The 24,118-nt window shown below is 54.5% G+C and carries 23 protein-coding genes and 3 tRNA genes; 9 read left to right on the top strand and 17 right to left on the bottom strand.

Translation table 11 applies throughout. The features are described 5' to 3' along the window. Positions 1 to 117: 117 nt before the first annotated feature. The 3 genes from nadR to serB all read right to left on the bottom strand — a co-directional run bounded on the left by nadR (position 118) and on the right by serB (position 3,935). Entirely contained in the window at positions 118 to 1,350 is a 1,233-nt protein-coding gene (nadR, locus tag ACLJRU_RS19270; RefSeq protein ID WP_001532645.1) for a multifunctional transcriptional regulator/nicotinamide-nucleotide adenylyltransferase/ribosylnicotinamide kinase NadR, read from the bottom strand. A gap of 150 nt (positions 1,351 to 1,500) precedes the next feature. Beyond that, positions 1,501 to 2,883, bottom strand: a complete 1,383-nt coding sequence (radA, locus tag ACLJRU_RS19265) for a DNA repair protein RadA (RefSeq protein ID WP_001029720.1) — start codon at positions 2,881 to 2,883, stop codon at positions 1,501 to 1,503. 83 nt (positions 2,884 to 2,966) lie between these two features. After that, the gene (gene serB, locus ACLJRU_RS19260; RefSeq protein ID WP_001541499.1) at positions 2,967 to 3,935 is read right to left on the bottom strand and encodes a phosphoserine phosphatase; all 969 of its coding nucleotides are present in this window, start codon (positions 3,933 to 3,935) and stop codon (positions 2,967 to 2,969) included. A gap of 116 nt (positions 3,936 to 4,051) precedes the next feature. Between serB and ACLJRU_RS19255 the strand changes: the two genes are divergently transcribed. Continuing rightward, positions 4,052 to 4,696: a YtjB family periplasmic protein gene (locus ACLJRU_RS19255; RefSeq protein WP_000090067.1), complete on the top strand. Its 645-nt coding sequence runs from the start codon at positions 4,052 to 4,054 to the stop codon at positions 4,694 to 4,696. Between the two features lie 33 nt (positions 4,697 to 4,729). Next, positions 4,730 to 5,746 carry a lipoate--protein ligase LplA gene (gene lplA / locus ACLJRU_RS19250; RefSeq protein WP_023235514.1) on the top strand — a complete coding sequence of 339 codons (1,017 nt, stop codon included), beginning with the start codon at positions 4,730 to 4,732 and terminating at the stop codon, positions 5,744 to 5,746. A 4-nt stretch (positions 5,747 to 5,750) separates the two neighbouring features. Here lplA and yjjJ read toward each other — a convergent pair whose 3' ends face one another. The 5 genes from yjjJ to deoC all read right to left on the bottom strand — a co-directional run bounded on the left by yjjJ (position 5,751) and on the right by deoC (position 11,687). Continuing rightward, the gene (gene yjjJ / locus ACLJRU_RS19245) at positions 5,751 to 7,079 is read right to left on the bottom strand and encodes a type II toxin-antitoxin system HipA family toxin YjjJ (RefSeq protein ID WP_024131409.1); all 1,329 of its coding nucleotides are present in this window, start codon (positions 7,077 to 7,079) and stop codon (positions 5,751 to 5,753) included. 178 nt (positions 7,080 to 7,257) lie between these two features. Then, entirely contained in the window at positions 7,258 to 7,977 is a 720-nt protein-coding gene (gene deoD / locus ACLJRU_RS19240) for a purine-nucleoside phosphorylase (protein ID WP_000224865.1), read from the bottom strand. 209 nt (positions 7,978 to 8,186) lie between these two features. Next, complete coding sequence (deoB, locus tag ACLJRU_RS19235) at positions 8,187 to 9,410, bottom strand: phosphopentomutase (RefSeq protein ID WP_000816459.1); 1,224 nt, start codon at positions 9,408 to 9,410, stop codon at positions 8,187 to 8,189. A gap of 51 nt (positions 9,411 to 9,461) precedes the next feature. Then, positions 9,462 to 10,784: a thymidine phosphorylase gene (gene deoA / locus ACLJRU_RS19230; protein ID WP_000477844.1), complete on the bottom strand. Its 1,323-nt coding sequence runs from the start codon at positions 10,782 to 10,784 to the stop codon at positions 9,462 to 9,464. A gap of 123 nt (positions 10,785 to 10,907) precedes the next feature. Further along, positions 10,908 to 11,687: a deoxyribose-phosphate aldolase gene (deoC, locus tag ACLJRU_RS19225; protein ID WP_001519713.1), complete on the bottom strand. Its 780-nt coding sequence runs from the start codon at positions 11,685 to 11,687 to the stop codon at positions 10,908 to 10,910. A 259-nt stretch (positions 11,688 to 11,946) separates the two neighbouring features. Here deoC and ACLJRU_RS19220 point away from each other — a divergent pair, with 259 nt between their 5' ends. Further along, the gene (locus ACLJRU_RS19220; RefSeq protein ID WP_001541493.1) at positions 11,947 to 13,497 is read left to right on the top strand and encodes a YjjI family glycine radical enzyme; all 1,551 of its coding nucleotides are present in this window, start codon (positions 11,947 to 11,949) and stop codon (positions 13,495 to 13,497) included. Then, on the top strand, positions 13,469 to 14,332 hold the full coding sequence (locus tag ACLJRU_RS19215; RefSeq protein WP_001064945.1) for a YjjW family glycine radical enzyme activase: 864 nt from the start codon (positions 13,469 to 13,471) through the stop codon (positions 14,330 to 14,332). Before ACLJRU_RS19220 ends, ACLJRU_RS19215 begins: the two co-directional genes overlap by 29 nt. A gap of 32 nt (positions 14,333 to 14,364) precedes the next feature. Here ACLJRU_RS19215 and ACLJRU_RS19210 read toward each other — a convergent pair whose 3' ends face one another. The 8 genes from ACLJRU_RS19210 to ACLJRU_RS19175 form a co-directional block, all read right to left on the bottom strand. After that, on the bottom strand, positions 14,365 to 15,138 hold the full coding sequence (locus ACLJRU_RS19210) for a metal-dependent hydrolase (RefSeq protein ID WP_000119005.1): 774 nt from the start codon (positions 15,136 to 15,138) through the stop codon (positions 14,365 to 14,367). Beyond that, on the bottom strand, positions 15,135 to 16,208 hold the full coding sequence (locus tag ACLJRU_RS19205; RefSeq protein ID WP_011264475.1) for a patatin family protein: 1,074 nt from the start codon (positions 16,206 to 16,208) through the stop codon (positions 15,135 to 15,137). Before ACLJRU_RS19205 ends, ACLJRU_RS19210 begins: the two co-directional genes overlap by 4 nt. A 123-nt stretch (positions 16,209 to 16,331) precedes the next feature. Next, positions 16,332 to 16,493: a DUF1328 domain-containing protein gene (locus tag ACLJRU_RS19200; protein WP_000490276.1), complete on the bottom strand. Its 162-nt coding sequence runs from the start codon at positions 16,491 to 16,493 to the stop codon at positions 16,332 to 16,334. Between the two features lie 127 nt (positions 16,494 to 16,620). Next, positions 16,621 to 17,238, bottom strand: coding sequence for a molecular chaperone OsmY (gene osmY / locus ACLJRU_RS19195; RefSeq protein ID WP_001541489.1), 618 nt, complete (start codon positions 17,236 to 17,238; stop codon positions 16,621 to 16,623). Positions 17,239 to 17,639: 401 nt separating this feature from the next. Further along, a complete protein-coding gene (prfC, locus tag ACLJRU_RS19190) occupies positions 17,640 to 19,229 on the bottom strand; it encodes a peptide chain release factor 3 (RefSeq protein WP_000175965.1) in 1,590 nt (529 codons plus the stop codon). Positions 19,230 to 19,320: 91 nt separating this feature from the next. After that, a complete protein-coding gene (gene yjjG, locus ACLJRU_RS19185; RefSeq protein ID WP_000870689.1) occupies positions 19,321 to 19,998 on the bottom strand; it encodes a pyrimidine 5'-nucleotidase in 678 nt (225 codons plus the stop codon). Positions 19,999 to 20,019: 21 nt separating this feature from the next. Further along, positions 20,020 to 20,466: a ribosomal protein S18-alanine N-acetyltransferase gene (gene rimI / locus ACLJRU_RS19180; protein ID WP_001092435.1), complete on the bottom strand. Its 447-nt coding sequence runs from the start codon at positions 20,464 to 20,466 to the stop codon at positions 20,020 to 20,022. Next, the gene (locus ACLJRU_RS19175; RefSeq protein ID WP_000203998.1) at positions 20,411 to 20,848 is read right to left on the bottom strand and encodes a DNA polymerase III subunit psi; all 438 of its coding nucleotides are present in this window, start codon (positions 20,846 to 20,848) and stop codon (positions 20,411 to 20,413) included. Before ACLJRU_RS19175 ends, rimI begins: the two co-directional genes overlap by 56 nt. A gap of 102 nt (positions 20,849 to 20,950) precedes the next feature. Here ACLJRU_RS19175 and rsmC point away from each other — a divergent pair, with 102 nt between their 5' ends. The 4 genes from rsmC (at position 20,951) to ACLJRU_RS19155 (ending at position 22,488) form a co-directional block, all read left to right on the top strand. Next, positions 20,951 to 21,979 (top strand): 16S rRNA (guanine(1207)-N(2))-methyltransferase RsmC, encoded by a 1,029-nt coding sequence (gene rsmC, locus ACLJRU_RS19170; RefSeq protein WP_001541483.1) that lies wholly within the window; start codon positions 20,951 to 20,953, stop codon positions 21,977 to 21,979. A gap of 190 nt (positions 21,980 to 22,169) precedes the next feature. Next, positions 22,170 to 22,256, top strand: a tRNA-Leu gene (locus ACLJRU_RS19165). A 27-nt stretch (positions 22,257 to 22,283) separates the two neighbouring features. After that, positions 22,284 to 22,370 (top strand) — tRNA-Leu (locus ACLJRU_RS19160). A 31-nt stretch (positions 22,371 to 22,401) separates the two neighbouring features. After that, positions 22,402 to 22,488, top strand: a tRNA-Leu gene (locus ACLJRU_RS19155). A gap of 31 nt (positions 22,489 to 22,519) precedes the next feature. On the opposite strand, the gene ACLJRU_RS19150 is transcribed toward ACLJRU_RS19155, so the two are convergent. Continuing rightward, the gene (locus tag ACLJRU_RS19150) at positions 22,520 to 22,756 is read right to left on the bottom strand and encodes a DUF1435 domain-containing protein (protein ID WP_000941876.1); all 237 of its coding nucleotides are present in this window, start codon (positions 22,754 to 22,756) and stop codon (positions 22,520 to 22,522) included. A 250-nt stretch (positions 22,757 to 23,006) separates the two neighbouring features. Between ACLJRU_RS19150 and ACLJRU_RS19145 the strand changes: the two genes are divergently transcribed. Further along, positions 23,007 to 24,071: a GGDEF domain-containing protein gene (locus ACLJRU_RS19145; RefSeq protein WP_001541478.1), complete on the top strand. Its 1,065-nt coding sequence runs from the start codon at positions 23,007 to 23,009 to the stop codon at positions 24,069 to 24,071. Positions 24,072 to 24,118: the final 47 nt, after the last annotated feature.

The raw sequence follows: 24,118 nt of genomic DNA, 5'->3' as shown, positions 1-24,118 counted from the left end.
ATGTCTGAATGCCGGGTGGCGCTTGCGCTTACCCGGCCTACAAACCCAGCGATTCCAGTACGTTGTGAAACTGTAGGCCTGATAAGACGCGGTAAGCGTCGCATCAGGCATTGGTTCTTATCCCTGCTCGCCCATCATCTCTTTCACCAGTTCCACACAGCGCAAAAAGCGGCCATCGTAATCAGCCTCTTTAACGTGAACGAACTCAATGTTGTTTTCTTTCAGCATCTCGACCAGCAGGTTCTGGAACGCTTTGCGATCCACTGAACTGCCCAGGCTTCGCAGTCCGTCAGCTATCCACGGCGTATTATTCTCCAGCAAAATCACCAGGTCGAAGCGATACTCGTCGATCAGCGCCTGGACAAAGGGATGCTCGCGCCCTTCGTATTTTTTGCAAAATGCCTGGGTGGTGACGAAATCGGTATCGATAAACGCCACTTTATTCGCATATTTTACTGCGAAATCAATATATTGCGCATGACCCAGCGCGATTTTATCGTAGTCGGAATACTGTAACGCCATCTCATCGCCGCCCAGATGCGAAAAGACATAGTCGCGGCCATATTCCCAGGCGCTGGTGGTATTAAAAATATTGGCGAGCTTATTGACCAGCGTAGACTTGCCGCTTGATTCCCCGCCCAGAATCGCGACGGTACGCACGAAAAACGGCTTCACTTCGGTAGGAATATATTCCCAGTAACGAAACGGATTTTCGCGGATTTGCGCCCCGCTGATATTCATAAACGTGCGTTCAGGATCGACCAGCACCGTCTCAATCCCTAAATGCTCAAGGTACTGCGGCGCATCAGCCTCTTCGGAAGTGTAGATCCAGCTCGGCTGTATTCCCTTCTCTGCCATAAACGCTTTAATGCCGTTGCTCCAGACGTCCCAGCCATGCGGATAAGGCTCCATCCCCTCTTCATTAAAGGCGTGGATGCGAATATTTTTTTGGTATTTGAAGGTTTGCAGCAACCAGCGCAGGCGATCCGACACGGTGGGCTGCTGCGACATGGCGCTATCCTCAAACAGCCCGCGGTCGCGCGTATCGTCATATCCCATAATGATATGCAACTCATCCACCTGGCTACAGGCGCGCTGGATCAAGTAGATGTGTCCGGTATGCAATGGATAAAATTTACCGAACACCACGCCAATGTTTTTCTGTCGGCGGGGAAACTCCAGCCCGAGAAAACGGTGTAGCGCCTCCAGTTTTTGCGCGCTGGGGCTTTTGATTTTGGCGTTAAGTAACTGACTCAGATACCCCTTGGTCATACCGCTGGCGTCAGCCACCTGTTGCAGAGTGCAACCTTGCTGCTTAATCGCGGTTTTGAGATAGTCGAACGATGACACAAGAGCCTCCTGCTGGAAAAATCGCATAACACTGCCTGACGGCGCTTCGCTTATCAGGCCTACAACATCAATCCGTATCAATCCGTAGGCCGGATAAGACACATTGCATCGCCATCCGGCAAATTATACAACATCACTACATACAGAGAATTATAAGTCGTCAAACACGCTTAACGCATCTGCGAGCTTTTTAACACCGAACACCTGCATTCCTTCCGGCGGCTTTTTCGGTACGTTGGCGGCAGGCACAATCGCCCGACGAAAGCCGTGTTTCGCCGCCTCGGAAATACGCTCCTGCCCGCTCGGCACCGGACGAATCTCGCCTGCCAGCCCCACTTCGCCAAACACCACCAGATCCTGCGGCAACGGCCTGTCACGCAGGCTGGAGACCATCGCCAGCAGTAAAGCCAGATCCGCGCTGGTTTCGGTGACTTTCACGCCGCCGACCACGTTAACGAAGACGTCCTGATCCGACATTTGCAGACCGCCGTGTCGGTGTAGCACCGCCAGCAGGATTGCCAGACGGTTTTGTTCCAGACCGACCGCCACGCGTCTGGGGTTCGCCATCATCGAGTGATCGACCAGCGCCTGAATCTCCACCAGCAACGGTCGCGTGCCTTCCCAGACGACCATCACTGAACTGCCGGAAGTGACCTCATCGCCACGGCTTAAAAAGATGGCGGACGGATTGCTCACTTCGCGCAACCCCTGTTCGGTCATGGCGAAGACGCCCAGCTCATTGACTGCGCCAAAGCGGTTTTTGTGGCTGCGCAGCGTGCGAAAACGAGAATCGGCGTCGCCGTCGAGCAATACTGAGCAATCGATACAGTGTTCCAGCACTTTCGGCCCGGCCAGCGACCCGTCTTTGGTGACGTGGCCGACCATCACGATCGCCACGCCGCGCGTTTTGGCGAAGCGCGTCAGGTAGGCTGCCGTTTCGCGGACCTGGGCGACACTGCCCGGCGACGACTGGATGTCCGCCATATGCATCACCTGTATGGAGTCGATCACCATCAGTTTCGGCTGTTCTTCTTCCGCTATCAGGCAGATCTGCTCGATGCTGGTTTCGGAGAGCATATTCAGATTAGCGGTCGGCAGGCCGAGACGGTGCGCGCGCATCGCCACCTGCTGTAGCGATTCTTCGCCGGTGACGTACAGCGTTTTCATCTGCTCGGCGAGCTTGCACAGCGTTTGCAGCAGCAACGTCGATTTGCCCGCGCCGGGGTTACCGCCAATCAAAATGGCGCTGCCGGGTACCACTCCGCCGCCCAGCACACGGTCAAACTCTTTAAAACCGGTAGAAAAGCGCGGCAGTTCCTCAAGACTGATGTCAGACAGTTTCTGCACTTTTGATACGCCCGCACTGCCGGCGTATCCGCTCAGACGTTCGTTACGCGCCACCGTCGGCGACGCGGCAAGGCGCACCTCGGTAATGGTGTTCCAGGCCTGGCAGGCGCTGCACTGCCCCTGCCAGCGTGGGTAATCGGCACCACATTCATTACAAACAAAGGCGCGTTTGGGAGCTTTTGCCACGTTTTACCTCTTTCGTTAACGCTGTTGCCGGATGGCGCTGGCGCTTATCCGGCCTACGGTCGCCTTGCCATTGGGCAGGTTAATCATTTCTGGTTCATGCTGCCGGAGAGAATGCAAAACACGCCCATCAGGTCAGCGTGGCGGATCGTAATCTCCGTCTTTTCGTTTACTTTTGGCTTGGCATGGAAGGCAATACCTAACCCTGCCGCTTTGATCATTGGCAGATCGTTAGCGCCGTCGCCAATCGCCACCGTCTGCGCCAGCGGGATGTCATGCTCTTGCGCCAGACGAAGCAAGGTATTGGCTTTATACTCAGCATCCACAATATCGCCGATAACGTGACCGGTAAATTTACCGTCCATGATCTCCAGCTCATTGGCGACCGCCGCCATCAGGCGTAGCTGGTCACACAGATAGTCGGCGAAGAAAGTGAAGCCGCCGGAGGCGATAGCGATTTTCCAGCCGAGCGCTTCCAGTTTTAGCACCAACTGCGTTAATCCTGGCGTTAGCGGCAGATTCCCGCGCACCTGGCGCAAAATATCGGCATCCGCGCCTTTCAGCGTCGCCACGCGGCTGCGCAGACTGGCGGTAAAATCAAGCTCGCCGCGCATCGCGCGCTCCGTCACTTCAGCCACCTTCTCACCGGTACCAGCCAGCTTCGCGATTTCATCGATACACTCAATTTGGATCGCCGTGGAATCCATATCCATCACCAGCAGCCCCGGCGTGCGCAGATGCGGAATTTTACCCAGCGGCGCGACATCCAGCTGCGCCTCATGCGCCAGCCGCGTCGCACGCGGCGTCAGCGACCCCGCCAGACGAATGACCTGATAATCCTCCACGCACCAAGCGGCGACAATCACCATTGCGGCGCCCAGTTTGGTCTGATATTGAGTTAAACGCTGCTTATCCAGCCCGCGTCCATACAGCAGCCAACCGCTGCGGCCTGCATGGTAATCCAGAGGCATCACCTCGTCGCCGCTTAAAGAAAGAGGCAAACTAGGCCATAAAGAGACATCTTCAGGCAGATCGCACCAGGTAATGTTAGGCATTAAAGCTCCTGTAAATCGTTCAGGCCGGTAACCGCCCCGCGGAAAATAACGCATGAGGCTACCTTGTAACCATCGCTTCTGGCAACATTAAGCCTCAAATTTTCAGCAGGTGGAATATGGCTCGCGCAAAACTGAAATTTCGGCTGCATCGTGCAGTCATTGTATTGTTCTGTCTCACACTGCTCGTCGCGCTCATGCAGGGCGCGTCCTGGTTTAGTCAAAACCACCAGCGACAGCGCAATCCGCAGCTGGAAGAGCTGGCCCGCACGCTGGCGCGCCAGGTGACGCTCAACATCGCCCCGCTGATGCGCAGCGAAACACCGGATGAAAATCGCATCAACGCCGTGCTGCGTCAGCTCACGCAAGAGAGCCGTATTCTGGATGCCGGCGTCTATGATGAACAGGGCGATCTTATTACTCGCGCTGGCGAAAGCGTCAATGTGCGCGACAGGCTGGCGCTGGATGGCAAAAAAGCGGGCAGCTATTTTAACCAACAAATTGTCGAGCCTATCCAGGGGAAAAACGGCCCATTGGGCTACCTGCGTCTAACGCTGGATACCCACACGCTGGCCACCGAAGCAAAGCAGGTCGATAATACCACCAACATTCTACGCCTGATGCTGCTACTCTCGCTGGCGATAGGCGTGGTGCTGACGCGCACCTTGCTACAAGGTAAACGCACCCGCTGGCAGCAGTCGCCCTTCCTGCTAACGGCCAGCAAGCCTGTTCCGGAAGAGGAAGAGCGTGAGGAAAAAGAGTAAAATGACGGCTTAATAAAGGTAAGGAAAACCACTATGACAACATTACGCCTGCTTATTTCTGACTCTTACGATCCCTGGTTTAACCTGGCGGTCGAGGAGTGCATTTTCCGCCAGATGCCCGCCACCCAGCGCGTGCTGTTCCTGTGGCGCAACGCGGATACGGTGGTCATTGGACGCGCGCAAAACCCGTGGAAAGAGTGTAATACGCGGCGTATGGAAGAAGATAATGTCCGTCTGGCCCGCCGTAGCAGCGGCGGCGGCGCGGTATTCCATGACCTCGGTAATACCTGCTTTACCTTTATGGCTGGTAAACCGGAATACGATAAAACCATCTCCACCCATATTGTGCTCGCGGCGCTGAATTCGCTGGGGGTCATGGCCGATGCTTCGGGACGCAACGATCTGGTCGTAAAAACGCCGGACGGCGATCGCAAAGTCTCCGGTTCAGCCTATCGCGAAACCAAAGATCGCGGCTTCCATCACGGTACGCTGCTGCTGAATGCAGACCTCAGCCGTCTGGCAAACTATCTGAATCCCGATAAAAAGAAACTTGCGGCGAAAGGAATCACCTCCGTTCGCTCCCGCGTGGCCAATCTTACCGAGCTATTACCGGGTATCACTCATGAACAGGTCTGCCAGGCGGTGACGGAAGCCTTTTTCGCCCATTACGGCGAACGCGTCGACGCGGAAGTGATCTCACCGGATAAAACGCCGGATCTACCGAATTTTGCCGAAACCTTTGCGCGCCAGAGCAGTTGGGAGTGGAATTTCGGCCAGGCACCGGCGTTCAGCCATCTGCTGGACGAGCATTTCACCTGGGGCGGCGTCGAGCTGCATTTTGACGTCGAGAAAGGTGTGATTACCCGCGCACAGGTGTTTACCGATAGCCTGAACCCGGCACCGCTGGAAGCGCTGGCGGGGCGACTGCAAGGGTGTCAGTATCGGGCGGATGTGTTGGAGCAGGCCTGCGAATCTTTAATTGCTGAATTCCCGGCTCAGAAAGGTGAGCTGCGGGAACTGGCTGCGTGGATGGCTCAAGCTGTACGCTAAGCGTCTACGCCAGCCGCCCGATGGTCTGCGCGGCTAACTTCAATTTTCCCACCATCGCGCGGGCAATCTCCTGAAAGCCCGCGCTGATGCGTTTATCATCAGCGACCAGCACCCAAAAGCGCTCGGCCAACGGCAAGGCAAATTCCCACGCTTTCTTATCGATTGTGGCCTCCACACGAATGTCGACAGGCGCGTAGCGCAACATGCCCGATGCCGCCGGAGCGTAAGCCATCGGCAACATATCATAGACAGGCGCGAGCGCCATCGGGGCATCGGAGTAATAAAACGAGAGGTTACCCGCATGCATATCGCTGTTGGCGATAAGCCGACCAAACGCCCAAATTTTCTCAATTTGCTGATGGGCAACAGCATCTATAATGCCCTGCCCGGCAAGCCGATGCGTGACCACCGGCCAGATGCCTGGCGAAGATGCATACTCGCCTTGCAACGCCTCCAGGGAAACAATTTGCCGACGACCACGTATCCCGGTGCAGTCGAAGCGAATGCTTTCCAGAAAGACCTGTCCTCCCTCGCTGCAAATAGCCGTGGCTAAGCTGGCGTTGATGCTGGCGGCAGAAAGCACGGCTAATGCGATGGACTCGGCAATCAAGAGGTCGCTCCAGCGTTCAGAAACGGCGTTCCTTTCACGCGCACTGAATTTCACCAGTACGTTCTGATTGCCCCATCTTGTTTCTGCAAAACAGGCAAATTTAGGCTGCTCACCACCAGCTGAAGAGCCAATGACCTCACCTGCGAGCGCGTCTTCCGCCAGCTGCTGATAGCGATTGAGTTTTTCGGACTGCGTAATCGCCGTCGCATCCGGCGCGGTCACCCAACGCTGGTAATTCTCCTCACCCACGATCCAGCCGCCCGCATTTTCACCCTGATACGCCCGCAGCGCATACAGGACTTCATCCTCTTGCCACAACCGGATGTCATCAGGCAGATGCGCATACCCAGCCACGGCCCTTCCCCAAGCTCGCCCAAGGAATCCCTGTGGCCTAAGATCGGTCAGATACCATGGCAGGCTGTCAAACCATTGCCATTCACCTGTATCAAGCGCAACCAGGCAACTCCCCTGAGGCCAACACGGATAAAGAACGCCAAACTTAGCGGCCTGTCCTTGTGCATTGACCTGCCAGAGGGGAAAGGCCGCGACGCCGCGAACAGGCCGAACAAGCGCGTAGCGCGTAGCACGAGCTTTACCAAACTGGATGACGTCCTGATGCGCGGAAACCAGACGAGAGAACGTCGCCTGACTAACGGCCAGCGATGATCTTAATTCAGCGGCGGAACTCGGCCCCTGTAAGAGCAAATCGATTAATGCGCTCATAGATGAATAGATTAATGAATAGATACTTGAATGGATTTAAGGACACAGCCCTTTGATTGTCAATACAAACAAAGAAAGAGAGAGAGGAAAGATGAATAGATTATCAGAAGAGAGTGGATATAACGCTGGCATTACCCGGACCAGGCCTTGACGCACCTGGTCCGGGTCGATTTGCTGCTTACTCCTGGTCGCCCAGCAGCACGGATTCCAGTGCGATTTTGATCATGTCGTTGAAGGTCGTCTGACGCTCAGCGGCTGTGGTCTGCTCGTGGGTACGGATGTGGTCGGACACGGTGCAGATGGTCAGCGCTTTCGCGCCAAATTCAGCCGCAACGCCGTAGATGCCCGCTGCTTCCATCTCCACGCCCAGTACGCCGTATTTTTCCATCACGTCGAACATTTCGCCGTCCGGAGAGTAGAACAGGTCTGCGGAGAACAGGTTGCCCACGCGCGCGTCTACGCCCAGCGCTTTTGCCGCGTCAACCGCGTTACGTACCATGTCGAAGTCAGCGATAGCCGCGAAGTCATGATCTTTAAAACGGATACGGTTCACTTTGGAGTCGGTGCAGGCACCCATACCGATCACCACGTCGCGCAGTTTGACGTCCATGCGCACAGCGCCGCAGGAGCCGACGCGAATGATTTTCTTCACGCCGAAATCGGTGATCAGCTCTTTGGTGTAGATGGAGCAGGACGGGATACCCATACCGTGGCCCATCACGGAGATCTTACGGCCTTTGTAAGTCCCGGTGAAACCTAACATGCCGCGAACGTTGTTCACTTCGCGAACATCTTCGAGGAAAGTCTCAGCAATGTGCTTCGCGCGCAGCGGGTCGCCCGGCATCAATACGACGTCAGCGAAATCCCCCATTTCTGCATTAATATGTGGAGTTGCCATCTTCAGTTCCCTTTAAATTTGTTGTTATTGCCTGATGGCGGCTACGCCTTATCAGGCCTACAAAACATGTGTAAAAACAGTGAAATACCCTAAGGATTTCGCGTTATAGGAAGGCGACGAATTCGTGAATCCCCGGGAGCATAGATGAACTATGTGACCGGGGTGAGCGAATGAAGTCAACGCATCTACAGCGCGAAAGACAACAGGTATCACAGCATGTTTTTACCGTAGTCCATCGGCGATGTACCAAAGTAGGTCGCCAGCGTCTGGCCGATATCCGCGAAGGTTTCACGGTGACCTAAAGAGCCAGGTTTGACTTTTGGACCGTAGATCAGCACCGGAATGTGCTCACGGGTATGGTCAGTACCGGTCCAGCTCGGGTCACAGCCGTGGTCAGCGGTCAGGATCAGAATGTCATCTTCACCCACCAGCTCCATCAGCTCCGGCAGACGGCGGTCAAACAGCTCCAGGCCTGCGGCGTAGCCCGCGATGTCGCGACGGTGGCCCCAGGAAGAGTCGAAGTCGACGAAGTTAGTGAAGACGATGGTTTTATCGCCCGCTTCTTTCATCTCTTTGAGGGTCGCGTCGAACAGCGCGTCCAGACCGGTCGCTTTCACTTTCTTAGTGATGCCGCAGTTGGCGTAGATGTCGGCAATCTTACCGACGGACACCACGTGGCCCTGTTTTTCATCGACCAGTTTCTGCAGCACAGTCGGCGCTGGCGGTTCTACGGCCAGGTCGTGACGGTTGCCGGTACGCTGGAAGTTACCGGCCTTGTCGCCGATAAACGGACGCGCGATCACGCGGCCAATGTTGTAGCCGCCTTCGGTCAGCTCTTCACGGGCGATTTCGCACAACTCGTAGAGTTTATCCAGGCCAAAGGTCTCTTCGTGGCAGGCAATCTGGAACACGGAGTCAGCGGAGGTGTAGAAAATCGGCTTGCCGGTTTTCATGTGCTCTTCGCCGAGCTGGTCCAGAATAACGGTGCCGGAAGAGTGGCAGTTACCGAGATAGCCCGGCAGGTTGGCGCGTTTCACCAGCTTATCCAGCAGTTCCTGCGGGAAGCTGTTTTCGTGGTCGCTGAAATAGCCCCAGTCGAACAGTACCGGCACACCGGCGATTTCCCAGTGGCCTGACGGCGTATCTTTGCCGGAGGACAGTTCGTGCGCCCATGCGTATGCGCCAATAACGTCCGCGTTGCCGTCCATGCCGGCGGCAATTTTACCGGTAGAGCCTTCATGCGCTTTCACCAGCCCCAGACGAGTCAGGTTAGGCAGATTCAACGGGCCCTTACGGCCATTGTCAGCTTCGCCATTGGCGCAAGCTTCTGCGATGTGGCCCAGAGTGTCGGAACCTACGTCGCCAAAACGATCCGCGTCTTCAGTAGCGCCGATGCCGAATGAGTCCAGCACCATAATAAATGCACGTTTCATATCTTCTCCGTACTTAGTGCTTCAAAAATAATTGATCAGATCAGTATACAACTATTCAGTAATTCGACGATAGACCGAAGGTGTGCTTACTGGCGCTTTATCGTCAAGGATAATTGCCGCTTTGACGGCCTTCGCCGCTTCCTGCCAACTGGCTTCGTCTTTGGCATGAATCACCGCCAGCGGGCGCTGCCCGTCGATGCTGTCGCCCAGACGGGCCATGTCGGTAAAGCCAACGCTGTAATCAATGGTATCAGACGCCTGACGACGGCCGCCGCCCATCGAGACGACCGCCATCCCCAGCGCACGCGTATCCATTGCGCTGATAAACCCTTCGGTATCAGCATATACCGCTTTGCTCAACATGGCGGTCGGCAGGTATTTATCGTAGTTCTCAACGAAATCGCTCGGCCCTTTCTGCGCGGCCACCATACGACCAAAGACTTCTGCCGCTTTACCGTTATCCAGCACCGCCTGCAGTTTGGTACGCGCTTCGGCGTCGTCTTTCGCCAACTGACCGGAGATCAGCATCTCCACGCATAGCGCCATGGTAACGTCAAACAAGCGCGGATTGCGGTATTCACCGGTCAGGAACTGCACGGCTTCACGCACTTCCACCGCGTTACCGGCGCTTGAAGCCAGCACCTGGTTCATATCGGTTAACAACGCCGTAGTGCGAACTCCCGCGCCATTTGCCACGCCGACAATCGCTTCAGCAAGGGCTTCAGAAAGTTCATAGGTTGGCATAAACGCGCCGCTGCCGACTTTTACGTCCATTACCAGCGCATCCAGCCCTTCGGCCAGTTTCTTGGCGAGGATGGAGCCGGTGATCAGCGGAATAGAGTCCACCGTCGCGGTAATATCGCGGGTGGCGTAAAAACGTTTGTCCGCCGGTGCAAGCGAGCTGGTTTGCCCAATAATCGCCACACCCACGTCTTGAATAATTTCGCGGAAACGGTTGTCGTCCGGGAAGATATCGAAGCCCGGGATCGCTTCCAGTTTGTCGAGCGTACCGCCGGTATGTCCGAGGCCGCGACCGGAGATCATCGGCACATAACCGCCGCAGGCCGCTACCATTGGCCCCAACATCAGAGACGTCACGTCCCCTACGCCGCCGGTCGAATGCTTATCGACAATCGGGCCATTGAGATTCAGGCTTTTCCAGTCAAGGACAGTACCGGAATCCCGCATCGCCATGGTCAGCGAAACACGCTCCGGCATGGTCATATCGTGGAAGAAGATGGTCATCGCCAGGGCGGCAATCTGCCCTTCAGAGATAGTATTGTCACGAATACCATTGATAAAGAAACGAATTTCTTCGTCACTCAACGCATGACCATCACGCTTTTTACGAATAATTTCTTGTGCGAGAAACACGGTACCCTCCTGAGGGAAAAGAGTAGAAGGCTTACATCGCCGGATGGCGGTTAACGCCTTATCCGGCCTACAGGCCTGGATTTGTAGGCCGGATAAGCGCAGCGCCATCCGGCAAATCAGAGCTTAGTAGCTGCTGGCGCTCTTACCGTCGCCGTGACCCAGCGCTTTCAGCAGGCTTGCCAGCAGGCTGGATGCGCCAAAGCGGTAGTGACGAGAATCTGCCCAGTCAGCGCCAAACAGTTCGTCTGCAATCGCGAGGAATTTCTGCGCGTCTTCCGCCGTACGTACGCCGCCCGCCGGTTTGAAGCCAACGGTTTTGGAAACGCCCATGTCGCGGATCACTTCCATCATGATGCGCGCGCTTTCCGGCGTAGCGTTTACCGGCACTTTACCGGTAGAGGTTTTGATGAAATCCGCACCGGCTTTAATGGAGATTTCAGAGGCTTTACGAATCAGCGCCTCTTCTTTCAGCTCGCCGGTTTCGATGATCACTTTCAGCAATACGTTCGCTGCGGCACAAGCGTCTTTACAGGCTTTTACCAGGTCAAAACCCACCTGCTCGTTACCGGCGATCAACGCACGGTACGGGAATACCACGTCCACTTCGTCAGCGCCGTAGGCGATCGCCGCACGGGTTTCCGCCAGAGCAATATCGATGTCATCATTGCCATGCGGGAAGTTAGTCACCGTTGCAATGCGGATGTCCGGCGTACCTTGTTCTTTCAGAGTTTTACGCGCAATCGGGATAAAACGCGGGTAAATACAAATCGCCGCCGTATTCCCGACCGGAGTTTTTGCCTGATGACACAACGCGATCACTTTTTCATTGGTGTCGTCATCGTTCAGAGTGGTCAGATCCATCAGTTTGAGCGCACGCAGGCTGCTTGCTTTTAAATCAGTCATGACATTCTCCAACGGCATTGCCGTATAAAATTTCACCTTGCGAGTCTGTTAATATTCTAACATTCACTCGCGATTACACTTCGATATACATCACAGTTAATGAAAACTACGTACAAATTTGCATTACTGTAATGAGATCTGAATCAAATTATCCCGCCGTCACCGCCTGTTCTTCGAGCGATAAGCGCATCAGGATCAAAGTCGGTTTGCCGCCATTTTCTACAATAGCGCATCGTCCCGGCATAAAGAGGAAACGAAGATGCCTGCCTCATGCGAAACTGCGCTCCAGCAGCGTTGCCAGCAAATTGTGACCAGCCCGGTGCTCACGCCTGAACAAAAACGCCATTTTCTGGCGCTGGAAGCTGAAAACGCCCTGCCTTATCCCACCCTGCCGGAAGATGCCCGCCAGGCGCTGGATGAAGGCGTCATTTGCGATATGTTTGAGGGGCACGCCCCCTTCAAACCGCGCTACGTGTTGCCCGATTACGCCCGATTTCTGGCTAACGGTTCACAGTGCCTGGAACTGGAAGGCGCGAAAGATCTGGATGATGCGTTATCCCTACTCACCATTCTGTATCATCACGTTCCTTCCGTGACGTCCATGCCGGTTTATCTCGGCCAGCTTGATGCGTTGCTGCAACCGTATGTTAGAATTCTAACACAAGATGCGATCGATATTCGAATAAAACGTTTCTGGCGTTATCTCGACAGAACGCTGCCAGACGCCTTTATGCATGCCAATATTGGCCCTGCCGATACGCCTGTCACACGAGCGATTTTGCGCGCCGATGCCGAGCTAAAGCAGGTGGCGCCTAACCTGACGTTTATCTACGATGCGGAAATTACGCCGGACGATCTGCTGCTGGAGGTCGCCAAAAACATTTGCGAATGCAGTAAGCCACACATTTCCAACGGCCCTGTAAATGATAAAATTTTCACAAAAGGTCATTATGGCATCGTCAGTTGTTATAACTCGCTACCGCTTGGCGGCGGCGGCAGTACGCTGGTACGTCTCAACCTGAAAGCCGTGGCAGAACGCAGTACGTCTGTCGATGACTTCTTTTCACGTACGCTACCGCACTACTGCCGACAGCAGATCGCCATCATTAATTCACGATGTGAATTCCTCTATGAAAAGTCACATTTCTTTGAGAATAGCTTTCTTGTACAGGAAGGTTTGATCGATCCCGAACGTTTTGCGCCGATGTTCGGTATGTACGGGCTGGCGGAAGCCGTGAACCTGCTGTGCGAAAACGCGGGCCTGAACGCCTGTTATGGCAAAAATGAAACGGCGAACGAGCTGGGCTACCGTATCAGCGCCCAACTGGCGGATTTCGTCGAAAATACGCCAGTGAAGTATGGCTGGAAGCAACGGGCGCTGCTCCATGCCCAGTCTGGCATCAGTTCCGATATTGGCACTACGCCGGGCGCACGTCTGCCGTATGGCGATGAACCGGACCCTATCACCCATTTGCAAACCGTCGCGCCGCACCATGCCTTTTATCATGCCGGGATCAGCGACATTCTGACGCTGGACGAAACCATCAAGCGTAATCCGCAGGCGCTGGTTCAGCTTTGTCTTGGCGCGTTCAAAGCCGGGATTCGGGAATTTACCGCCAATGTCAGCGGCAACGATCTGGTGCGCGTCACCGGTTATATGGTGCGCCTGTCGGATCTGGCGAAATTTCGCGCCGAAGGCTCGCGCACGAATACCACCTGGCTGGGAGAAGAAGCCGCACGTAATACCCGCATCCTGGAACGACAGCCACGCGTAGTCAGCCATGAACAACAGATGCGCTTTAGTCAGTAAGATCATTGCGTTTTCCTGCGTCGATGGGCCAGGCAGCCGCCTGGCATTATTCTTACAGGGCTGCAATTTGCGCTGCAAGAATTGCCATAACCCGTGGACGATGGGACGCTGTAACGACTGCGGGGAATGCGTATCGCAGTGTCCGCACCACGCCCTCAGCGTTGATGGCGGGAAAGTGGTATGGCGGTCGGACGTCTGCGAGCAGTGCGATACCTGCCTGAAAATGTGCCCACAGCAGGCAACGCCAATGGCGCAGACCATGAGCGTTGACGATGTGCTGCGTCATATTCGTAAAGCATCGCTGTTTATTGAAGGTATTACCGTCAGCGGCGGAGAGGCGACCACGCAATTACCGTTTATTGTGGCGCTATTTACGGCGATCAAAGCCGATCCGCAGTTACAACGGCTGACCTGTCTGGTGGACAGTAATGGTCAGTTAAGCGAGACCGGCTGGCAGAAACTACTGCCGGTTTGCGACGGCGTAATGCTCGATCTGAAAGCCTGGAAGAGCGAGTGTCATCACCGTCTGACCGGACGTGATAACACGCATATTAAGCACAGTATCCGCTTTCTTGCTGCGCGGGGAAAACTGGCGGAGCTGCGGTTGCTGGTTATCCCGGGTCAGGTGGACTATGCGGCGCATATCGATTCACTGGCGGCGTTTATTACTTCGCTGGGCGAGGTTCCGGTGCGTTTGAATGCCTTTCATGCGCACGGTGTCTATGGCGAAGCGAAAGCTTGGCCAGGCGCGACGCCGCAAGAGGTGGAACGGCTGGCTGACGGATTGCGCGCGCGTGGGGTGGCGAAGCTGATTTTGCCGGCGCTATATTTGTAAGCGTCGCCTGCCGGACGGCGGCTGCGATGCCATCAGAGCCGAAACAAGGTAATGGTATTGCGATACAGCGTATCGGCTATCACCTCTGCGGGCTCCGGACGTAATTCGCAGAGCGCATCAAATACGCGCGCCGCCTGCTCCGGGCGGTTCGGCTGCCCCTGAAACCCCTTTAGCGGCATATCCGGCGCATCGGTCTCCAGCAACAGCGCGTCCAGCGGCAACCGCGCCATAACATCACGGGTTTTACTGGCGCGCGGGTAGGTGATGGTGCCGCCGACGCCGATTTTATAGCCCAGTCGCACAAAGCGTTCGGCCTGCTGCAGACTGCCGGCAAAACCATGCACCACACCGGTTCGCGGCAGATCCTGGCGCTTTAAGTGCATCGCCAGTTTGTCATGCGTGCGCCGCGAGTGCAGGATCACCGGCAGATCGTAGCGTTTTGCCAGTTGCAGTTGCGCGTCTAAAAATCGCTCTTGCCTGGCGAACTGCGGGTCGTCGCGATAAAGATCGAGCCCGATCTCGCCTACCGCCACGACGTTCTGTTGCTGCGCCAGCGCTTGTTGCAGCTTATCAGGATCGTCATCGGCATGACGCTCAATCACAATGGGGTGCAATCCCAGCGCAGCATAAAGCGACGGGAAACGCGCCGCCAGCGCCAGCACGCGGGGAAAGTGCGCCGCCTCGGTCGCCGGCACGATGATTTTTTCAACGCCCGCCTCACAGGCACGCTGAATACTGGCGCGCTCATCGCCCGTAAAGGGCGGGAAATCAAAATGGCAGTGTGTATCGATAAAGCGCCAGCTCACGCCAGATCCTCGTCGGTAAAGGTGGTGTCGTTTGCCTGCGGCGCGCTAATGACCTCCGCCACATGCGTATCATTGGCCACCGGCGCCGGAGGCACGACCACCGTTTCCGGCACGGCAATCCGCGACGTATGGCGCAAGAGAGGCGGCGTTGCGGTGAGCAATTTACCAACGGTGGCAAGGAAATAACGCCCGCATAATCGCCCGGTTTTGTAATCCTCACGCAGCGCCGGGATACGGCTGCCCAGCGCCATGCTGTGCAGAGGTTTCGGCGGATAAATTTCAATGATCCGCAGCTTACCCGGCGGCTTTTCAATAAATTGTTGGATCGCGCTGTAGGACGTTTCATGATGCTGCACCAGGTTGACCAACGGCTGTAGACTGCTCTCCCCCAGCCAGCGCTCCATACGCTTAAACCACTGCGGCGTGTAATACATTTGCGAGGGTACGGTGCGGATCACCACAATGGTTTTCGCCCCTCGCTTTGCCGCCTCCTGAACCGGAATGGCGTCGCTAATGCCACCGTCCAGATAGTTGATGCCCTCTAACGTAACGCCGGTACGGTAGAAACCCGGTATGGCGCTGGAGGCGCGAATGATATCAAGCCAGTTTTGTTTTGTCGGCGAAAAATAGCCCGGCGTGTAATCATCCCCCCGGCAGGCGCACATATAAAAGGATTTTCCGCTGTCGAACAGGCGCGCTGCGGTATCCATTTGCAGCGGCATCCGGGCGGCGGTGGATTCCACCAGCCAGTCGAGGTCAATAAGGTTTCCTCCGCGTACAAATCGCAGCGGATCAAAAAATTCGCGCCTGGTGGTATAGCGCATAATGACTTCACGCCCGTAGCCGGGCTGGTTGCAGAGATACGCCGAGAGATTTTGCGCACCGGCTGATGTGCCGAAGTAGAGATGGAAAGGATTAAACTGCGCACGCATAAACTCATCCAGCACGCCTGCGGTAAAGATACCCCGCTGCCCCCCGCCCTCACAGACCAGCGCCATACGGCCTGGCCGGAACGGTGTTAATGATAACGGCGCAATATTGCCGAGCGTAACCGGTATTCGCTGGCCCACCTCTGCCTTCCTGTTTTTCATTTTTTTCCAGGCTGACAAGGTAACGCAAAACGTTAACGGCTAAAACTGTAAAAGCCAGTCCGCTGGACTGGCTTGATAGCAATATATCTTTACAGATGCCTGCTAGGGTCGTTTACGGCCCATGAACAGGCTGACCAGGAAGAGCACGATCCCGACGACGAAGACGATTTTCGCCGCGCCGGCAGCCGTACCAGCCAGTCCACCAAAACCCAATGCGGCGGCAATTAACGCGATAACCAGAAATATAATGCCCCAACGAAACATAAGCCTCTCCTTTACCATAGTTAATGTCGACCCTAAATATGAGCGCTCAGGCTACTCATTCGCGATATTTTTAGTGTGGTGCACATTACGCCTCCCGACAAACGTCGGGAGGACGAATTACGACGAATTACTGAACTTTCAGATCGTTTTTAACACTTTTTACGCCATCAACGGCTTTCGCGATGCTTTCAGCGCGGTCGCTTTGTTCCTGAGTTTCAACGGTACCGGAGAGCTGTACGACGCCATCGGTCGTTTCCACTTTCACTTTACGGGAAGGGACGAGATCGTCCGCCAGCAACTTGGCTTTGACTTCACTGGTCGTGGCCGTATCGCCGGCATAACCTTTCACGGAACCTTCTTTATTGTCGCGAACGTGAAGTTTGTCGCTAACGGAGGTCACGCCTTCTACGCCTTTCGCCACTTTCACGGCGGCTTCAGCCTGCGCCAGGCTTTCTACAAAGCCGCTCAGGGTGACGACTTTCTGATTGGTTTCGACAGAAATATCGGTGCTTTTAATATTGTCATGGTCTACCAGCGCAGCTTTTACTTTCGCAGTGATGGCGCTGTCATCCATGAAGTTACCGACTTTATTCATAGAGCTATCGACTTTTTGCCCTGCGGTTTCGGTTCCGCTTTGCGCCTTGTCCGTTGTTGCGTTTTCTGCAAAGGCAGAACCTGTCGCAACAGCAGAGGTCAACATTACGGCCAGCAGAGTTTTAGAAATCTTCAGTCTTGTCATAGTCATCGATTTTGTCCTGTATAGTTTGCTCGTAATTTGAGCTCAGGCAACACGAGGTTGCATTGCTGAATGCGGTGAAACTCACCGGTTTCTGAAGTCAATGACTGGCATCACATTCGTGAATTTGTAACGACGCGTCGCCTGCCACCCTTCCGTTTCAGTTATTAATATCGTGACTGAAACAAATCTCAGCTTTAAGCTCTCATATTCACGCATTGAACAGGCATTAAAGCCGACATTTATGTCATCACTTTGTTAAATATAGATCACAATTTTAAAATCGCTTGTCGGTGCGTATAAAAAACAGGCAGATCGGAGAAAAAACGCGGGATTTAAGAACATTCCGTAAGCGGTTAAAAAGGCAGGGAAAGTACGAAGGCGCGGCGGATGCCGCGCCCGGAAAGGGATCAGTGTTCGCGCGTTTTACGGAACTGAACGTCAGGGTAACGTTCCTGGGTCAGGTTCAGGTTAACCATTGTTGGGGCGATATAGGTGAGGTTGTCGCCGCCATCCAGCGCCAACTGCGTTTCATTCTTACGCTTGAACTCTTCGAATTTCTTCGCATCGGCGCTTTCCACCCAGCGCGCCGTCGCCACGTTGACGGATTCATAAATCGCCTCAACGTTGTATTCGCTTTTCAGGCGCGCGACAACAACGTCAAACTGCAAAACGCCCACGGCGCCGACAATCAGATCGTTGTTGGAGATGGGACGGAATACCTGCACCGCCCCCTCTTCAGAAAGCTGCACCAGCCCTTTCAGTAGCTGCTTCTGCTTGAGCGGATCTTTCAGGCGAATACGACGGAACAGTTCCGGCGCAAAGTTCGGGATACCGGTAAACTTCATCATCTCGCCCTGGGTGAAGGTATCGCCGATCTGAATGGTGCCGTGGTTATGCAGACCCAAAATATCGCCCGGGTACGCTTCTTCAACGTGCGAACGGTCGCCCGCCATAAAAGTTAACGCGTCGGAAATCACCACATCTTTGCCGGTACGGACCTGGCGTAGCTTCATGCCCTTCTCATACTTACCGGAAACCACGCGCATAAACGCCACGCGGTCGCGGTGTTTCGGGTCCATATTGGCCTGAATTTTAAAGACAAAACCGGTGAACTTCTCTTCCGAGGCTTCCACTGTGCGGGTATCGGTTTGACGCGGCATCGGCGCGGGCGCCCACGCCACTAAACCATCCAGCATATGGTCAACGCCAAAGTTACCCAGCGCGGTACCGAAAAATACCGGGGTAATTTCCCCTGCCAGGAACAGCTCTTCATCAAACTCGTTAGACGCGCCCTGCACCAGTTCCAGCTCGTCGCGCAGCTGCTGCGCCAGATCTTCACCGACGGCAGCGTCCAGATCCGGGTTATTCAGCCCTTTAACGATGCGCACTTCCTGAATGGTGTGGCCCTTACCGGTCTGATACAGATAAGTTTCATCTTTATAAAGGTGATAAACGCCCTTAAACAGCTTGCCGCAGCCAATCGGCCAGGTGATCGGCGCGCAGCCGATTTTCAGCTCGTTCTCGACTTCATCCAGCAGCTCCATCGGGTCGCGGATGTCACGGTCGAGTTTGTTCATAAAGGTCAGGATCGGCGTATCGCGCAGACGGGTAACTTCCATCAGCTTACGGGTCCTGTCTTCAACGCCTTTTGCGGCGTCGATCACCATCAGGCAACAGTCCACCGCCGTCAGGGTACGGTAGGTATCTTCGGAGAAGTCTTCGTGCCCCGGGGTGTCCAGCAAGTTCACCAGACAGTCGTGATACGGGAACTGCATCACCGAAGTGGTGATGGAGATACCACGCTGTTTTTCCATCTCCATCCAGTCAGATTTTGCATGTTGGCTGGAGCCACGGCCTTTTACCGTACCGGCGGTCTGAATCGCCTGTCCGAACAGCAACACTTTTTCGGTAATGGTGGTTTTACCGGCGTCCGGGTGAGAAATGATGGCAAAAGTGCGGCGTTTGGCCACCTCTTGCAAATAAGGAGACAACGTCATAGTCAAATCTTCTTGAGTAAGCGCGGCGTTTGACCACGCATGTTGAATACGAAAAATGCGGCTATTTTACCCATCAACCTGGGGGAGGCAATCAGTGTTTACACAGGAGCTGCTCCAGTTCGCTTAATGACGCCACAGTCCAGGTTGGATGGATACCCGCGGGCTGCTCGCGATGATGCGCGTTAAGCCAGCAGGTCGACAGTCCGGCGTTAATGCCGCCAAGAATATCGGATTCCGCGGTATCGCCAACCATTAATACGCGCGAGCGGTCAGGATTCCCTGCCTGCTCCAGGGCGTAGTTAAAGATTTTCGGATCGGGCTTCGCGACGCCAACCTGCTCGGAAATCACCAGCAGATCGAAATACTCGCGCAGCCCGGTGCGCTCCAGACGAGTTTGTTGTAGCGCGGTAAAACCATTAGTAATAATACCGATTTTAGCCTGCCCGCGAATCGCATTAAGTAGCGAAACGGCGCCCGGCAAAGGAGAACAGATCTCCGCCATCGCACTAATAAAAGCGCCATTCAGCAGCCCCGGCGCAACGTTTAGCCGTTCAGCCCAACTTTGAAAGCGCGCGTGCTGCAATTGTAATGAGGTAATCGCGCCGTTCTGATAATCCACCCATAGCGGCTTATTCACGGCCTGGTAATCCTGGAAATCCTCAGCGGTAAAGGTGACGCTATAGTCAAGGAACATCCGCTGTAAGCCGGTGAAAGAATCAAACGTAAACAGCGTTTCATCGGCATCAAAGAAAATCCAGTCCCACTTCATCATTACACCTTGCCTCTTTTATTACATGCTTATCGGTAACGCCATGATGATGGCGTCCTCATGCCCTTGTGCCGTAGGATAGTAATTGCGGCGAATCGTCGCCTCGTTAAACCCCAGACTTTCATACAGCGCGATGGCGGCAGCGTTAGAGGCGCGTACCTCCAGCCATAACGTTACAACACCGCGTTTTTCCAGTTCATCAATCAGATGCTCAAGCAGCATACGCCCCAGCCCCCGACGCTGAAAATCCGGATCGACGGCGATATTGAACAGCGTCGCTTCGTCCAGCACCACCTGTGTAATGGCAAACGCGGCCATTCTGTCATCAGCGGTCAGCTTAAGGTTGAGATACCGTTCGCCCTGGTTGCCGAAAAACGTTTTTTCGCTCCACGGAAACGCATGAGCGCGTTGCTCAATCTGCCAGGCTGCGGGGAGATCGGTCGTGCTGAGGATAGAAATCGTGTTCATGTTCGCAGATTTGTTGCCATAGTGCGGCGCGTGCCGCCGGGTTTGCCCGGAGTTCATTAAACGCCGGCGTCGTGACCTGAGCGCCTTCGAGTTGGAGAGGCGCGTCAGTTCCTAACCGCCAGCTATTACAACGGCTGCCCTGCGGCAGCATGGCGACGCGCTCAGGCGTCAGCGGTAAAACCTGATCGGGACTCACGGTCAACGCGCGTAAGATATCGCGCATTAGCGGCTCGTTCAGCGCGGGTAATTCCTCTGCAACCACGATCAGACGAACGTGCGCGGGAAGGGAAATCGCAATCTCGCCCTGTAGCGCGCCAGGACGTCGCAGCGCCCACTGCGTAATACCCAGTTGCTGTAACTGCCAGTCTCGTCGGGATGTCATAGCGAAACGCTCCTGTAATCAGGGGCGCAAATATAGCAAATCTGTCGAATCTGCGCCATCAAACTACTATAATCGCCGCCAGTCTGAATTAAGGAGCATTCCATGTCTGCTTTTACCCCGGCAAGTGAAGTCTTGCTGCGCCACAGTGATGATTTCGAACAAAGCCGTATTCTTTTTGCCGGAGATTTGCAGGATGACCTGCCCGCGCTCTTTGAATGCGCCGCCAGCCGCGCGCATACGCAACAGTTTCACCACTGGCAGGTATTAAGCCGCCAGATGGGCGATAACGTCCGTTTTAGCCTGGTCGCGCAAGCCAGCGATGTCGCCGACTGCGATACGCTGATCTACTACTGGCCGAAAAATAAACCCGAAGCGCAGTTCCAGTTGATGAATATTTTGTCGCTGATGCCGTCGGGCAGCGATGTTTTCGTCGTGGGGGAAAACCGCAGCGGCGTGCGTAGCGCCGAACAGATGCTGGCGGACTATGCGCCGCTGAACAAAGTAGATAGCGCGCGACGTTGCGGCCTTTACCATGGTCGTCTGGAAAAGCAGCCGCAGTTTAGTCTCGAATCCTGGTGGGCCGAGTACAACATCGACGGGCTGACCATCAAAACATTGCCGGGCGTATTCAGCCGCGACGGACTGGATGTTGGTAGCCAACTGCTGCTGTCTACGCTGACGCCGCACACCAAAGGTAAAGTGCTGGATGTCGGCTGCGGCGCTGGCGTGCTTTCCGCCGCGCTGGCCAGCCATTCGCCGAAAGCGCGCCTGACGCTGTGTGACGTCAGCGCTCCGGCGGTGGAAGCCAGCCGCGCTACGCTTGCCGCTAATGGTCTTGAAGGCGAGGTATTCGCCAGCAACGTCTTTTCGGAAGTCAAAGGACGTTTTGACATGATCATCTCCAACCCGCCGTTCCACGACGGAATGCAAACCAGCCTCGATGCGGCGCAAACGCTCATTCGCGGCGCAGTGCGTCATCTCAACAGCGGCGGGGAGTTACGCATCGTGGCGAACGCCTTTCTGCCCTATCCTAAGATTCTGGATGAGACTTTTGGCTTCCATGAAGTCATCGCGCAAACCGGGCGCTTTAAGGTTTATCGTACCGTGATGACCCGTCAGGCGAAGAAATAGTTGGCCTGATAAGCGCAGCGCCATCTGGTTGCATGTGCCGGATGGCGACGCAAAGCGTCTTATCCAACCTACGTCTCGCGCCCATTTTTGCAGCAATCAATCTATCCCATGCAATTAACTATTGACGAATAGCTGAAAACCACTAGAATGCGCCTCCGTGGTAGTGATTCTTTTCAAGAATCGATGGTATGCGAAGGTGGCGGAATTGGTAGACGCGCTAGCTTCAGGTGTTAGTGTCCTTACGGACGTGGGGGTTCAAGTCCCCCCCCTCGCACCAAAACCACGTTGATATTGCTCGCACTGGGCGAAGGTGGCGGAATTGGTAGACGCGCTAGCTTCAGGTGTTAGTGTTCTTACGGACGTGGGGGTTCAAGTCCCCCCCCTCGCACCAACGAGGCGATATCAAAAAGTAAGATAACTGTGCGAAGGTGGCGGAATTGGTAGACGCGCTAGCTTCAGGTGTTAGTGTCCTTACGGACGTGGGGGTTCAAGTCCCCCCCCTCGCACCAATTATCTTATCCTTCCTTTGTCTCTTCATTTTCATCCCTGATTCCAGTTCATCATTGCCAACATCATGCCGCCAATAAGCGCTATACACGATGGCAGCAGTACAAAATGCCGTAATTGTTTGTGATACAACATCAGCGCAGACAGTAGCAATCCTGATACAATCAACAGCTTCAGCGCATCAGCTGACAGGCCGATAAACGCCAGTCCAACGATAATCACTCCAGGCAATAATACGCCCCATCCGCTGCCTAACGTCCGCTGCAACATGGTTTCACCTCTGGAATTGATAATGATAACCAATATCATATGATATATTTTCTCATTTGTCAGCCAGGGAGAAAGCTAAAGAGATGAGTTTTACTTAACGGTTGATGACACGTATTCAGTAAGGTGATAAATTGTCCGACTGTTAACGTAAAAACAACAACACCTCGCTTTAGGCGACCTTTTCTCATACGTTATTTTCATGTTGGCGCCCGATTCCGTGTATATCACCGATAAATAACGACAATTACCCATGACAACACCATCCTGGCGGTCGCTTCGTATTAAGAAGTATCAGTTTTCTTTACGTCTTTTCTTGTTTCTCAACGCTGTGTCGGCGCTATTTACTCTCGTTTTCCCCCTTTATCAGATCAATGTATTTTGCATGCCAATGATCGGGATAGTAGTCCTGAGCGTATTACTGTTGATATGGCATGGGAAATATGGGCAAAAAAGAATTAATCTCCCCTTTATCTCCCTACTCTTTGGGGGAATATGGGCGGCGCATATTGCGTTAAAGTATCCGGCGTTAGGCCATTATGATTTCTCTTTTTTACTGATCTCCCTGCTTAGCGTTCTGTTTATCGACTCGATAGCCTTTGCCGCGAATATCGTCGCGTTTACGCTCTATTCGCTACCGCCAGTCGCGGTCTGCCTGTGGCTGAACGGTAATGAACAAGGTTTGCGAATTCTCTATTTGCTGGCCCTGCCAATGGTAGGAATCGCTATTCAACATGTTATCCAGAAACGCTACGATAATTTTGCCCAACAGCTCATGTTTAAGCTGCTGGCCGAGCGGGAAACCCTCAATGGCCTGAGTATGCTTGATCCATTAACCGGCTTATATAACCGCCGTGGCCTGCAAAATCGGCTGGATACGTTACAGGCGCCGGGCAGCCATGAACACTACGTCCTGCTATTGGATATCGATCATTTCAAAGCGTATAACGATCACTACGGTCATATGATGGGCGATCAGGCGTTAATTCGCGTCTCAGCGGCAATTCGGGACGCCGTGCGATCGCGCGATGTCGTCTGCCGTTTTGGCGGGGAAGAATTTCTGGTGTTGCTGACCACCGCCGAACCACAGCAAGCCCGCGCTACCGCAGAACGTATCCGACAGGAAGTATACGATCTTAAAATCCCGCATATGTTTAACGAAAGCGTCGCCACCAATGTCACTATCAGTATCGGCATTGCGCCCCTGACGGATCGCAATATCGGAGACGCTATCGAAAAAGCGGATAAAGCGCTCTACGAAGCCAAGCATCTTGGGCGTAACCATATTCTGGTCAGCGACGACATGCGCGCCCTATGAATCCTGCTGACGTAATCGTGCTACGCCAACAGCGTTAACCATAAACC

Source organism: Salmonella sp. SAL00653, assembly GCF_046552515.1.
Lineage (GTDB): Bacteria > Pseudomonadota > Gammaproteobacteria > Enterobacterales > Enterobacteriaceae > Salmonella > Salmonella enterica.
The sequence above is the reverse complement of the archived record's forward strand: the minus strand, read 5'-3'. Positions and strand labels throughout refer to the sequence as shown.

What these genes read in the sequence shown, in the direction of transcription:
- serB (WP_001541499.1), bottom strand. Translation starts at nt 3,935, where the DNA reads ATGCCTAACATTACCTGGTGCGATCTGCCTGAAGATGTCTCTTTATGG.
- ACLJRU_RS19255 (WP_000090067.1), top strand. Translation starts at nt 4,052, where the DNA reads ATGGCTCGCGCAAAACTGAAATTTCGGCTGCATCGTGCAGTCATTGTA.
- lplA (WP_023235514.1), top strand. Translation starts at nt 4,730, where the DNA reads ATGACAACATTACGCCTGCTTATTTCTGACTCTTACGATCCCTGGTTT.
- yjjJ (WP_024131409.1), bottom strand. Translation starts at nt 7,079, where the DNA reads ATGAGCGCATTAATCGATTTGCTCTTACAGGGGCCGAGTTCCGCCGCT.
- deoD (WP_000224865.1), bottom strand. Translation starts at nt 7,977, where the DNA reads ATGGCAACTCCACATATTAATGCAGAAATGGGGGATTTCGCTGACGTC.
- deoB (WP_000816459.1), bottom strand. Translation starts at nt 9,410, where the DNA reads ATGAAACGTGCATTTATTATGGTGCTGGACTCATTCGGCATCGGCGCT.
- deoC (WP_001519713.1), bottom strand. Translation starts at nt 11,687, where the DNA reads ATGACTGATTTAAAAGCAAGCAGCCTGCGTGCGCTCAAACTGATGGAT.
- ACLJRU_RS19220 (WP_001541493.1), top strand. Translation starts at nt 11,947, where the DNA reads ATGCCTGCCTCATGCGAAACTGCGCTCCAGCAGCGTTGCCAGCAAATT.
- ACLJRU_RS19215 (WP_001064945.1), top strand. Translation starts at nt 13,469, where the DNA reads ATGAACAACAGATGCGCTTTAGTCAGTAAGATCATTGCGTTTTCCTGC.
- ACLJRU_RS19200 (WP_000490276.1), bottom strand. Translation starts at nt 16,493, where the DNA reads ATGTTTCGTTGGGGCATTATATTTCTGGTTATCGCGTTAATTGCCGCC.
- osmY (WP_001541489.1), bottom strand. Translation starts at nt 17,238, where the DNA reads ATGACTATGACAAGACTGAAGATTTCTAAAACTCTGCTGGCCGTAATG.
- prfC (WP_000175965.1), bottom strand. Translation starts at nt 19,229, where the DNA reads ATGACGTTGTCTCCTTATTTGCAAGAGGTGGCCAAACGCCGCACTTTT.
- yjjG (WP_000870689.1), bottom strand. Translation starts at nt 19,998, where the DNA reads ATGAAGTGGGACTGGATTTTCTTTGATGCCGATGAAACGCTGTTTACG.
- rimI (WP_001092435.1), bottom strand. Translation starts at nt 20,466, where the DNA reads ATGAACACGATTTCTATCCTCAGCACGACCGATCTCCCCGCAGCCTGG.
- ACLJRU_RS19175 (WP_000203998.1), bottom strand. Translation starts at nt 20,848, where the DNA reads ATGACATCCCGACGAGACTGGCAGTTACAGCAACTGGGTATTACGCAG.
- rsmC (WP_001541483.1), top strand. Translation starts at nt 20,951, where the DNA reads ATGTCTGCTTTTACCCCGGCAAGTGAAGTCTTGCTGCGCCACAGTGAT.
- ACLJRU_RS19150 (WP_000941876.1), bottom strand. Translation starts at nt 22,756, where the DNA reads ATGTTGCAGCGGACGTTAGGCAGCGGATGGGGCGTATTATTGCCTGGA.
- ACLJRU_RS19145 (WP_001541478.1), top strand. Translation starts at nt 23,007, where the DNA reads ATGACAACACCATCCTGGCGGTCGCTTCGTATTAAGAAGTATCAGTTT.